10 protein-coding genes and 1 tRNA gene are annotated in these 11,600 nt (G+C 62.8%); 1 reads left to right on the plus strand and 10 read right to left on the minus strand.

Going from position 1 to position 11,600, the window contains the following annotated elements:
* Positions 1-12: 12 nt before the first annotated feature.
* From folP to purH, 5 genes are all read right to left on the minus strand, one after another.
* Positions 13-2,451 carry a dihydropteroate synthase gene (gene folP, locus FR699_RS02510; protein WP_158853761.1) on the minus strand — a complete coding sequence of 813 codons (2,439 nt, stop codon included), beginning with the start codon at positions 2,449-2,451 and terminating at the stop codon, positions 13-15.
* An 80-nt stretch (positions 2,452-2,531) separates the two neighbouring features.
* A complete protein-coding gene (locus tag FR699_RS02515) occupies positions 2,532-3,773 on the minus strand; it encodes a hypothetical protein (protein WP_158853763.1) in 1,242 nt (413 codons plus the stop codon).
* 127 nt (positions 3,774-3,900) lie between these two features.
* Positions 3,901-4,731 (minus strand): hypothetical protein, encoded by an 831-nt coding sequence (locus tag FR699_RS02520; protein WP_158853766.1) that lies wholly within the window; start codon positions 4,729-4,731, stop codon positions 3,901-3,903.
* Positions 4,732-4,857: 126 nt separating this feature from the next.
* The gene (locus FR699_RS02525; protein WP_158853769.1) at positions 4,858-5,679 is read right to left on the minus strand and encodes a DUF6612 family protein; all 822 of its coding nucleotides are present in this window, start codon (positions 5,677-5,679) and stop codon (positions 4,858-4,860) included.
* A 116-nt stretch (positions 5,680-5,795) separates the two neighbouring features.
* Positions 5,796-7,376: a bifunctional phosphoribosylaminoimidazolecarboxamide formyltransferase/IMP cyclohydrolase gene (purH, locus tag FR699_RS02530; RefSeq protein WP_158853771.1), complete on the minus strand. Its 1,581-nt coding sequence runs from the start codon at positions 7,374-7,376 to the stop codon at positions 5,796-5,798.
* Positions 7,377-7,467: 91 nt separating this feature from the next.
* Between purH and FR699_RS02535 the strand changes: the two genes are divergently transcribed.
* Positions 7,468-8,796, plus strand: a complete 1,329-nt coding sequence (locus FR699_RS02535) for a metallophosphoesterase (RefSeq protein WP_154551924.1) — start codon at positions 7,468-7,470, stop codon at positions 8,794-8,796.
* Here FR699_RS02535 and FR699_RS02540 read toward each other — a convergent pair whose 3' ends face one another.
* From FR699_RS02540 to FR699_RS02555, 5 genes are all read right to left on the minus strand, one after another.
* Positions 8,797-10,008, minus strand: coding sequence for an MFS transporter (locus FR699_RS02540; RefSeq protein WP_233263357.1), 1,212 nt, complete (start codon positions 10,006-10,008; stop codon positions 8,797-8,799).
* Entirely contained in the window at positions 10,005-10,448 is a 444-nt protein-coding gene (locus FR699_RS02545) for a MarR family winged helix-turn-helix transcriptional regulator (RefSeq protein WP_154551923.1), read from the minus strand. The genes FR699_RS02540 and FR699_RS02545 overlap by 4 nt, the downstream gene beginning before the upstream one ends.
* 157 nt (positions 10,449-10,605) lie before the next feature.
* On the minus strand, positions 10,606-10,800 hold the full coding sequence (locus FR699_RS02550) for a cold-shock protein (RefSeq protein ID WP_154551922.1): 195 nt from the start codon (positions 10,798-10,800) through the stop codon (positions 10,606-10,608).
* Between the two features lie 82 nt (positions 10,801-10,882).
* A complete protein-coding gene (locus FR699_RS13085; RefSeq protein ID WP_195837642.1) occupies positions 10,883-11,035 on the minus strand; it encodes a hypothetical protein in 153 nt (50 codons plus the stop codon).
* 451 nt (positions 11,036-11,486) lie between these two features.
* Positions 11,487-11,570, minus strand: a tRNA-Ser gene (locus FR699_RS02555).
* Positions 11,571-11,600 lie beyond the last annotated feature (30 nt).

Genomic DNA, 11,600 nt, shown 5'->3' on the forward strand with positions numbered 1-11,600 from the left:
AGAGGGCGCTTTTCACTCCGAAAACGCGTCGGGATCGGCCGCAGCCTCGACGACGTCGACGGCAGCAACCCCGGCTGCTGGGTCGTGGACACGGATCACGTCCGCGCCACGCTCGGTTGCGACGGCCGTCCCAGCGACTGTCGGATCGTACCGCTCGTCGGCGTCCCGGCCGACGAGGCCGAACATCGACTTATGAGAGTGCCCGACTAGGATCGGACAGCCCAGGGCCTCGAGTTCTCCCAGCCGATCGAGGATTTCGAAGTCCTCGGCGGGCGTCTTGCCGAACCCGAGCCCGGGATCGACGAGGATCTGGGATCGATCCAGACCCGCCCTCTCGGCTTGGAGGATGCGTTCGGTCACTTCGTCGATCACATCCTCGACTACGTCGTCGTAATGGACCTCGTGGTCCGGATCGACCGGCGTATCGATACTGTGCATCACGACCACCGGCGCGTCGTGTTCGGCAGCCAGCTCGGCCATGCCAGGATCGTCCAGCCCGGAGACGTCGTTGAGGATGTCGGCCCCCGCTTCGAGGGCAGCCGCTGCGACGTCGACTTTCCGGGTATCGACCGAGACGGTCACGTCCCGTTCGGCGAGCGCCTCGATCACGGGGACGACGCGATCGCGCTCGGTCTCGACGGCGACCGGCTCGGCCCCTGGACGCGTACTCTCACCGCCCACGTCGACGATATCGACGCCTGCCTCGATCATCTCCTCGGCGCGGGCCAGTGCGTCCTCGACGGCGTTGTACTCCCCGCCGTCGTGGAAGCTGTCCGGCGTGACGTTGAGAATCCCCATGACTGCCGTCCCGTCACTCCATGGATACTCGGCGGTGTCGTCCGCGGGGCCGAACCCGAGCGTGTCCCGGAGCTGGTCGGCAAGCGGCCCGAGCCCGTCGGGCTGGTCGGCCAGCCTCGCCGTCAGTCGCTGGAACTGTTCGAGTGTGCCCATCATCACAACGTCTGCACGCTCTTGCTCCTGCTCGGCCAGGCCGGAAATCGCACACTCCCCGCCCACGGCCAGTAGCGCTTCCTTGAGAGACTGGGCCTGTCGGGGCTGGACCCGCGTCTTGAGCACTCGATGGGCTGCCTTCCCGCGCATGTGACGGACGCCTGCCTCGGTGACATGGGCGTCTTCGAGGGTCTTTGCCCCTGCCGAAAGCGATTCGACCCGCTTTGGGATCGTCGAGCGCGTCCAGCGAGTCCGTGCCTCCCTGACGGCGTACAGCGAGCCGACGACGAGGACGGCGTCGTCGGGGTCGGCCCCCTCGATGGCGTCGTCGAGCGCTCCAGCCACGTCAGACCGGGTCCGGACGGTCGCGTCTGTCTGCTCACTGAAGGCCCGCGCAAGGACAGCCTCGTCTTCCGCACGATCGATCGCGGGTTCACAGGCCGTCACCTGATCGGCGGCTGGGAGCGCGGTGGCCATTCCACGGTGGTCTTTCTCACACATCGCGCCGACGACGAGGTGCAGATCGTCGTACTCGAAGTCCTCGAGGGTTTCAGCGACGCGTTCACACCCGCCGGGATTGTGTGCGCCGTCGAGGACGACCAGCGGTTCCTGGCCGAGTACTTCGAAGCGACCGGGCCAGGTGGCACGGCCGAGCCCAGCGGCCAACGCTGTCTCTGTCACGTCGGCAACCTGGCGGGCGAGCGTTGCGGCGACACCGGCGTTTTGGGCCTGATGGGTACCCAGCAGTGGGAGACGCGTCTCGACCGACCAGTCCGGTCCCGACAGGGAGACGACGCTTCGGAGTCCCTCACGACCATCGTACTCGACTGTGATCGCTGCGTCGTCGTCCCTGCCGACGCGACACACGTCGTCGACCTTGGTTTCGATCGTCGCCAGTGCCTCGCCGGTGGCGGCCGTCACGAGGGCCGCATCGTCCGGGGCGACGGCGGCCTTGTCCCGGGCGATCTCGGGAATGGTCTCGCCCAAGAAGTCAGTGTGTTCGAGCGTGACGCTGGTGAGGGCACTCCCGACGGGATCGACGACGCTGGTGGCGTCGTGACGCCCGCCGATACCGACCTCTAAGATGGCAACGTCGACGTCCCGGCGGCTAAACTCCCACACCGCCAGGGCTGTCATCGTCTCGAAGAACGTCGGTGCGTCGCCGGACGCCGCGTGTTCGGTCACGTACGGCTCGACGGCTTCGACGAACGTACTGATCGCTGCCGTCGAGATCTTTCGTCCGTTGACCGTGATCCGCTCACGAACGTCTTCGAGGTGTGGCGACGTGTAGAGCCCCACGTCGAGGCCAGCTTCGCGCAGGATCGATTCGAGCATCCGGGCAGTAGAGCCTTTCCCGTTCGAGCCAGCAATCTGGACGGCAGTCAGCGACTCCTGGGGGTCACCCAGGTGGGCGAGCAACTCCCGAGTCGCTTCGGTCCCCGGCCGCGGCGAGAACCGGCGAAGGTCGAAAAGAAAGTTCGCCGCTTCGTGATAGGGCATGCTTGTTGGCATCGGCCGGGCGCGCTTTAGCCTATCGGAGTCGTCTCTCGGCCGTCGCGTGGGTCCGTCGGATTGTCCGCTCACTGACTGGCTTCCCCATCAACGCTCGGTTTCTCCGGGAGGCCGATGTGCACCTGGCCCTGTCCTGTCGCGGTACTCTCCGTTTCGGATACGAGAGACCGGTTCCCGAACAGGAGGACCGTCGTCCGATCGGTCGGTTCTCGGACGGATGCGAAGGTGTTGGCGAGCTTCCAGCCCGTTTCGTGCCTGTCGGCGCGTTCCTCGAAATACACCTCGACCGTGCGCTCGAACGCACTGGCATTGGCCGCGTCGTCCCACCGGAAGGTCCAAGCGTAGGACGTATTGCCGCCGCTCGCGGGCCTGAGATAGTACAACCGATCGACGCCCCACCCGGCCGCGGCATCGGCCGCCCGTTGGCTGTCCACGCCGTTCTCTAAGGCGTACCGGACGAAGGCTTCGCCAAGGCGATCGGTCCCACTGACGCCCCATGTCTCAGTCGCTTCGACTGTCACGTTCAATTCTGCGGGCGGTTCCTCGCCGGGAGCATACCCGTGTAGCAGTTGTTCGCTGGTCGTGGGCGGCTGTTCGAAGACGTTATCGAGTCCACTCGGGTCCTCGACCCGACTCGACACGTATCGATAGCCGTGGACGTACTTGCTGAGACCGAATCGGGCATACTCTCCGGCCGGAAGGGTCCCGATAAGTCGTTCGTACATTGGCGCTGTCGGCTCGGTACGGTTGCCGTACCGCTGTAGGTACGTGTCCGTCGTGAAGACGGTCGCCCCTTCTCTGATTGCCCCGGCGACGTAAGCTTCGTCCGTCGAGGACCCCAGTTTGCCACCGAGATCGGTGACGCGACCGAGTTGTAGATTGACGTAATGGCCGAACTCGTGGGCCAGGACCCACTCGGTGCTCGCGGGATCGCCATCCGGTGCTGGGAGGATGTAGATCAGTCCCGTATTATAGGTTGCGCCGTTTTCCATGCGATCGAGGGTCGAGCCATCGGGGACCGTTGAGTTGTGAAAGCCAACTAGCTCGTAGAACGGAGGGAGACTTCCGGCACCGAACCCCGGCAGTGATCGAAACGCCGACGCGTTCGGGAGGACATCGATGCGTTCCGGCGGGGAGACGTCGGCGTCCGCGACCGTGCGAACCCCGGCATAGACCGATTCGGGTGACACTGAGATGTTCTCACCTTCGACGGCGATCGATCCATCCAGTTGTGGCTCGGCCATCGGCGCCTGGCAACCGGCCACTGCGAGGACCGCGAGGAGGGCGACAACGAGTCGAATGCGTGTCATCGGTGGGTGTCCGCTGGAACCGTCCCCGCGCTCATAAAATCAGGCGCTTTGCTGGGCTGTGGTGGGCAGTAATGCACGAACGCCGTAGGTGGGCACGATTCAGCCCTCACATACTGCGAACTGCCGGTCACTGGTCACCGACTGACTGGGCATCCTCGGCGGCATCAGGAAGCGACACGGACACGTTACCGTACGTGACCTTTGTCGTCACGTCCCGCGTGACCTGCACTGTCGTTCCGTCGTTCGTTCGCGTTTCTTCGAGCGTTCGCTCGACCTGGACTGGGCGATAAGTTTCCGAATCGATCCAGAACCTCGCCGTGAGACTCACGTTGCCCTCCGAGGCCAGCGAGATCCCTGGTGGGAGATCGAGCGACTCCCTGAGGGCGGTGTTCAGCTCTTCCGTGTCGACGTCGGCTGTGACGACGTACGTCTCGACACCATCGACGGTCGCCGTGGTGACGTTCGAGAGCGTGGCGTTGCCCAGTGTGAACTGGTATCGCCAGAGCTGATCCGAAAGCTGCCAGTACCGCGTGGGGTTTTCCGAGAGGTCGCGACTGATCCAGGTCGTGCCGTACTCCTCGGTGAACGTCTCGCTGTGCTGGTAGAGTGTTTCCTCAACCAGATAGCGAGTGACGTTCACCGTTCCGTCGGGGCCAGTCGTCGACCGATTTGAAATCAGCGCTCGCTCGCTCCGGTTGACGGCGTAGCTGACCGATACGGTCGTCGTCCGATTACGGTCGTCCGTTTGCCGGACGATCGTCGTGGTCTGGTTGGCTGTGTACCCATCGACGCCGCTCATCGCCGAGAGGGTCGCCGCCTGTAGATCTGCCGCCGCGGGGACTGTTCCGTTCTCGGCGATGTCCGGTGGTCCCTCGGTCGTCGTCGCGGAGTTTCCAGTACACCCCGAGAGGACGAGCAGCAGTGCCAGGGCGATGCCCACCCATCGTGACTTCGTCATCGTGGTGATTGTCACAGCCACGCCAATAAAAACGCGGCTGTTCGCAGGTAACTCTGAGTTACCCTCGCTGTGGACGTACTCCGTTCGAAAAACACCCGCTCGATTCCAGTCGCTGATCGCGGTCAGCTACTGATTGGCGATGTCGACTGCGTCCTCGGCCTCGTCCGGGAGCGAAATCGAGACGGCGTCGTACTGTATCATCGTCTCGACCTCACGTTCGAACTCGATCGTCTGGCCCTGTACAGTCTGCGTACCAGACACCGCCCGCTCGACTTTGACTGGCCGGTGGGTTTCGGTATCGATCCAGAACGTGGCTGAAATGGTTGTGTTTCCGCTCGTCGTTTGGGAGGCATTCTCGGGCAGATTCAGCTGTTCGTTCAGGGCCGCGTTGAACTCCTCCATGTTCACGTCAGCGGTGACGACGTACGTCTCGCTGCCGTCGACAGTGTCTGTCGTGACGTTCGAGAGTGACGCGTTCCCGAGCATGAACTTGTATCGCCAGAGCTGATCGCTCAAATGCCACTGTCGGGTGAAGTTATCGGAGAGATCGTTTTTCACCCACTCGGACCCATACACCGACGCGAATTGTTCACTGCGCTGGTAGAGTGTCTTCTCGACGATATATCGATCGACGACGACTTCCCGGCCACTCTGGACAGCGGTCCGATGCGACTCGAGTGAGCGAGCCGTTCGATCGACCTGGTAGTCGATGTCCAGCGTCGACGACCGATTGAGATTGTTCGCCTGCTGGCGGATCGTGGCGTTTTGCTGGGCGTGATACGCCGCAACGTCGCTGATCGCCGTGATCGCCTGCTGCTGGAGTTGCGATGCTGTCGGTTCGTCCGTCGGTTGGTCTGGACTCGTTGCGGTCGTGGTCCCCCCACCGCTGCACCCGGCGAGGACCAGTATCCCGGCGAGAGCAACCAGGGCGAGTGTACTTCGTCGCATGCGTTCGTGTTGCCGTTACGGTGACTGATATTAAAGGGTCCTCATTCGGATGGTGGGAGCGTCAAGCACCAAACTGCTGAAAACCGTGTATAGCCGCGGCGATTGAGGTCCGGGACTCAATCGTGACGGAACGCGCGCGACCCGGTGAACACCATCGCGATGTCGAGTTCGTCGGCCCGTTCGATCACGTCGTCATCGTTGACGCTCCCGCCTGGCTGGATGACTGCCTCGATGCCCGCCTCGTCGGCCGCGTCGATCCCGTCGGGGAATGGGAAGAACGCGTCACTCGCCATCACGGCACCCTCGGCGTCCTTGCCCTCGGCGTCGCTGTCTGCTTTCATCTTCGCGATCTCGACGGCATCGACCCGCGAGACCTGGCCCGCGCCGACGCCGACCGTTTCCGTCCCTTTCGCGAAGAGGATCGCGTTCGATTTGACGTGCTTGATCGTCTGCCAGGCAAAGCGGAGCGACTCGATCTGCTCGTCGGTCGGCTCGCGCTCGGTCACGACTTCCAGATCGTCCGCGGTGACCGTCTGCAGGTCCCGATCCTGGACGAGTCGCCCACCGACGATCGGCTTCTCGGTCAGCGTCTCGGTCGGATCGAACTGCTCTGTGACGTCCAGGACTCGGAGGTTGTCCTTCTCGAAGAGTACGTCCAGCGCATCGTCGGTGTAGCCCGGTGCAACGACGACTTCCTTGAACGAGTCGATGATCTGTTCGGCCGTCGCGGCGTCACACTCGCGGTTGAGGGCGACGATACCGCCGAAGGCGCTCTTGGGGTCGGTCGAAAGGGCGTCGGCGTAGGCGTCGCTGATCGAGTCGGCGACCGCACAACCCGCCGGGTTGGTGTGTTTGATGACCGCACAGGCCGGCTCGTCGAACTCCTTGACGATGTTCAGCGCGGCGTCGGCGTCGTTGTAGTTGTTATAGCCCATGCCCTTGGCGCCCTCGTTGCGCTGGGGGGCGTGGACGACACTGGCCTCGTCGCAGGTCCGATCGGCATAGAGCGCGGCGTCCTGGTGTGGGTTCTCGCCGTACCGGAGCTGACGGACGCGGTCGTCGCTATCGAGCCGCCGTGTGGGATAGGCCCCGCCGTCGTCGCCCTCGACGGCGACCGTGCCTGCATCCCAGTCGATCTCGACGCGATCCTCGGCGAACCACTCGATCACGCGCGGATAGGCTTTGAACTCGGCCTCATAGAGGACTCGGTTCTTGAGATCGTCGACGGAGTCGCCCTCGTGGACGGGCACGGGTTCCTGGGTGACGATTGGGCCATCGTCGACAGAATCGTCCACAACGTGGACGGTACAGCCGGTCGTCTTGACGCCCGCATCGAGGACGTCCTCGTGCGGACTCATGCCCTTGAATGCCGGCAAGAGTGCGGGGTGGACGTTCAACGTCGTCGGCGCGCCCTCAAGGAATGTCTCGCTGAGGATGCGCATGTAGCCGTCCAGGGCCACAAGATCGAACTCGTAGTCGGCCAGCGCATCCAGAACGCGCTGTTCGTGGTCCGCCCGACTTTCGTCCTCGCCCTGTTCGACGACTTCGGTCGGGATACCACGGTCGGCGGCTTCCTCCAGGACCGGCGCGTCGGCATCGTTGGTCAGGATGACGGCGAACTCCGCCCCACCCGGCGCGCAGTCGGCGATATTCAGCAGGTTGCGCCCCCTGTTCGAGGCCATTCCGGCGAGCTTCATGTGCGATGGGGCGCGGGCCGCCAGCAAAGTAGTTGCGAATCGCCAAGGCCACTCCCGAGACGTTTTGTGGCTGGGCGCGCACGCTCAGACGATGGCCGACGCCGAACCGGTCTACTATGCGATCAGCGACCTCCATATCGGTGGCGACGAACAGTTAGAACACGTCGAGTTTCTCGACGAGCTGCTCGCCTTCCTCGAACGCTTAGAAGAGACCGACGAGAACGCCGAATTACTCATCAACGGGGACGCCTTCGGGCTCTGGGAGTTCACCACGATCGAGGGTATCGAGAAGTTCGACGCCCTGGTCGAGCGGTATCCGGAGCTGTTCGAACAACTGCGCGCGACGGGCGAAAACATTCAAATCACGCTCCTGCCGGGCAACCACGATCACGAACTCGCCGCTTACGACGCCTACGTCGAGCGATTTGCCGCCTACAACGTCGATCTCGCCCAGGACCAGTCCCTCACGCGCTCGATCGATGACCGCCTGCTATACTTCGAACACGGGAATCAACGCGACCCGAACAATCGCTTCGAGGACTTTGGCAACCCCCACGAGAAGCCCCTTGGTTATTATTACAATACGCTGGTGACAAGTCGTGCCGGGCAGGTGTCCGACCGCGGACGAGGCAACTGGCTGAAAGATATCCAGGCGGTGACCCCGACCGAGCGCGTCCCGGTCTGGTTCCTCTCGAAGTACTTCTACAACGAGATGCATCCCCTCCTCCGGTACGCTGCTGTCCCCTTTCTCTTGTTGTTCAACTTGAGCGCGCTGGTCGCGATCGCCGCCGGCCTCGATCTGGTCGGCGTCTGGTCGCTACCGACCCAGACGATCGAGGGTACCTTCGGCCGCTTGGGGTCGGCCGGAACGCTCGCACTCGCCGTGCTGGCCATCAACGTGGCTATCGTGGGCGTGTTGGTTCTCGTTTGGATTCCCTCGCGGTTCATCCTTCAGGACTTCAAGCGGACGATCGACCGGTTTGGCCTCGTCGAGACGGAGTTCACCGTCGACCCGAGCGAGCCCTACGTCGACGCGGCGACTGACCTTTTCGAGGCAAACCCGGAGATCGCGGTCTTCTGCTACGGGCACACCCATCGACCCTCGGTCGAGACGGTCGACGGCCGGGCGATCGTCAACACTGGTTCGTGGCTCAAACGCTTCCATCGCCGTCCCGTCATTGCGGGGCTGCTCCCGCCGGTGTTTCACCCGTCGTTCCGGTTGAGTATCGCTCGCTTCGCTTCGACCGAGGAGGGGATAGCTGTCGAGTACGAGACGATGGAGAAACCAGACCCCGCAAAGGCAGATCTGACCCTCACCGAGCGATTGCTGACCGTCGGCCGCGAGCCCGATCCCGACATCCCTGATCGAGTCGTTGTCGGTGAGTCCTCGACGGACAACGGGCCAGCGAACGACACTTGATCAGGCTAGATACCAGACGGCCGTTCCGACAAGAAGCGTGGCGACCACGCCGGCAGCCACGCCGAAGACCGCAGCGACTCCAAAACCGGCGGCGACGGGACCGAACAGTACCGGCGAGAGGAACTGTCCCACGTAGCCGAACATGGCGATGTAGGAGCTGAACTGCCCCTTCCGGTCGGGTGGGACCAGTTCTTCAACCCAGAGCATCGCCGTCGGAAAGACCAGTCCCTGGCCGAGTCCGAACAGGACGACCGGGAGAATAGCGACGAGTGGTGATTCCGCGATCGGCACGATCGCAAAGCCGATCGTCCAGAGGACCAGCGCGATTCGCGCCAATTGCCCGTATGAGAACCGTTGCCGGACCCGATCGTACAGCGCGGCACTGACGCCGCCAGCGATGCCCATCGCCGAGAGATACAGGCTGATCTGGAACGACGACTCGATGCCGAAGGTTTCCAGGACGCCCGGATAGAACACGATGATCGAATATAGCAGGACGTTCGCCAGAAAGTACAGCAAGTACACGAAAACGAGCAGCGGTGTCCCCGTGATCACGTCCACGAGCGCTCCGAGACTACTGCTTGACTCGTCCGTTTCCGAACTGGTCGACGCCATCGCCGGCTCGGGGACGAAGAGGAACGCTAACACGCCGAGTGGCAGGCCGATGAGATAGACGCCGAAGGGTACTTGCCAGGAGAGCGTCCCGAGGATCCCGCCGACGAGCGGCCAGACCGACGCGCCGACGCTGTTGGCACTCGCGCGAAGCCCCATCGCGCGGTCTTTCCGTCTCCCCTCGTAGAGATTGTAGATGAGAACGGTCACGCCCGTGTAGACGAAGGCGACGGCGACGCCCAAGGCTGCCCGCGTGACGAGCAAGACAGGGAACGATGTGACGACGAGTCCGGCACCGCCGGCGACGGCGTAGACGATCAGCCCGAGGATGTACGGTTTTCGCGGACCGTATCGATCGATGAGGACGCCGGCGATCGGACTCGTGAGGACGATAAACAGCCCGTGGGTCGTGATGATGAGCCCGGCCAGGGACTGACTGACGCCAAGCCCGGACTGGATTTGGTTGACCACCGGGCCGAGGATCGCCCCCGCCATCACCGTCAGCGTCCCCGAGGCGACGATCACCCAGAGCGCAGCGCCTGCCGAGGGCGACAGCGGGATGCGGTCCCGGAGACGACGCCGTATGGATTTCGTGGTCACGATTCATCCTCCGGCAACGCTACGTCCAGATTCCGACACACCGTCCGCAGGTACTCGACGAGCCTGGTTTCTTCAGTCGGCGACAGCCCGTCGGTTAGCTGCGAGTCGACGCGATCCTTCACCGCCGTGACCTCCTCGCGAAGATCACGGCCGGCTTCTGTCAGGTAGAGTCGCTTTCGGCGACGATCCTCGGGGTCCGGCCGTGTCTCGACGTAGCCCTTCGACTCGAGTTGGGCGACGACCCGGGCGATCGAACTCTTCTCCAGATGGTGTTTCTCGACGAGATCTGTCTGCGTAACTCCCTCGCGCTCGGTGAGCGCGAACAGGACGCGGTACTCGCCGCGGCCCAGATCGTATGCCGACAGTTCGTCTTCGATCGTCCGGCTGAGGGCTCGCCCCGCCAGGGACACGTGCCAGGCGATGAACTCACGATCGGACATGGCCAAAATAGTTGTATACACAACTTAATTGTCACGGAAGCGTCCACTGATCGGTTGCCGTCTCAACATCCCACCACGAGGCTGTCGCTCGCTACGTAGTCTTTCTGAAGTAATGGATCGCAATCACAGTGCTGCCATCAGGCAGCGGCGTGATGAGTTATGCGCGGACGACGTTCGTCGCGCGGGGCCCTTTGGGGGCCTGTTCGATATCGAACTCAATCGATTGTCCTTCTTCGAGGTCCGGGCCGCCAACGTCCTCCATGTGGAAGAAAACGTCATCCTCGGCGTCCTCAGTCGTAATGAAACCGTAACCGCCAGTGTCGTGGAAGAAATCCACCTTTCCGTCTGCCATTGCAAACAATTGTAGGGCTGATAGGCGGATAACCCTTCCGAGAGCCGTGATACCACGACCACTGGGTGTACAATCAAGAAATTCAGGCTACCAGGGGCGCGACATCTTCCTCGTAACAGGACTGACAGACGTAGTAATCGATCGCTCCCCCCTCGTCGTGAGTATGGACGAGCAGATGTACCGTGCTGTCGAACGGGACTGTCCCGCCACAGACGGCACAGGTTTCGGGAGACATCCCTAACTCATGGTGTTTGTTCACGCACTACAAAGTTCTTGCTATCGTTGACTCGGTTGCTGTCTGTGGCACTCCGGGTCAGCTCACGTCAAAAACGGCATCTTGCCGAGCATAGCGAGGCAATCGTCGAGCGACGAGAGTAACAAGTCGATCAAGACTTGAACCCGATGGCAAACGTGCTCACTTCGTTAGGCGCGTCTGCCGTACTTCAAATCCCAGTTGACGGATTTGACGCTCGCGGATTGCTCGCGTCAAAATACGGTGTCCTGGCGAGCCTTGCGAGGCAGGACTCGTCAGACGACGAGAGCAGTCTGACGGTGGGGCTGGGATTTGAACCGGAGCCAGACGTTCCGGGCATGCGGCCTCGCGTTGCTCGGCCGTTCCGGGACTGCGACTGGCAGGGCGCAACCCCAGTTGCACCGCTGTTCAGTCACGTTCGTTGCCTCACAAGCGGTGGGGCTGGGATTTGAACCCAGGAATCCGTGAGGATACCTGCTTTCAAGGCAGGCGCAATAGGCCGCTCTGCCACCCCACCGGGCATCAGGTCGTTTTCAGTGGGTGCAGT

Source organism: Halorhabdus sp. CUG00001 (assembly GCF_009797925.1).
GTDB lineage: Archaea > Halobacteriota > Halobacteria > Halobacteriales > Haloarculaceae > Halorhabdus.

Excerpts from the sequence above, each read along its gene's own strand:
- FR699_RS02520 (WP_158853766.1), bottom strand. The coding sequence starts at position 4,731 with ATGACGAAGTCACGATGGGTGGGCATCGCCCTGGCACTGCTGCTCGTC.
- folP (WP_158853761.1), bottom strand. The coding sequence starts at position 2,451 with ATGCCCTATCACGAAGCGGCGAACTTTCTTTTCGACCTTCGCCGGTTC.
- FR699_RS02515 (WP_158853763.1), bottom strand. The coding sequence starts at position 3,773 with ATGACACGCATTCGACTCGTTGTCGCCCTCCTCGCGGTCCTCGCAGTG.
- FR699_RS02525 (WP_158853769.1), bottom strand. The coding sequence starts at position 5,679 with ATGCGACGAAGTACACTCGCCCTGGTTGCTCTCGCCGGGATACTGGTC.
- purH (WP_158853771.1), bottom strand. The coding sequence starts at position 7,376 with ATGAAGCTCGCCGGAATGGCCTCGAACAGGGGGCGCAACCTGCTGAAT.
- FR699_RS02535 (WP_154551924.1), top strand. The coding sequence starts at position 7,468 with ATGGCCGACGCCGAACCGGTCTACTATGCGATCAGCGACCTCCATATC.
- FR699_RS02550 (WP_154551922.1), bottom strand. The coding sequence starts at position 10,800 with ATGGCAGACGGAAAGGTGGATTTCTTCCACGACACTGGCGGTTACGGT.
- FR699_RS02545 (WP_154551923.1), bottom strand. The coding sequence starts at position 10,448 with ATGTCCGATCGTGAGTTCATCGCCTGGCACGTGTCCCTGGCGGGGCGA.
- FR699_RS13085 (WP_195837642.1), bottom strand. The coding sequence starts at position 11,035 with ATGTCTCCCGAAACCTGTGCCGTCTGTGGCGGGACAGTCCCGTTCGAC.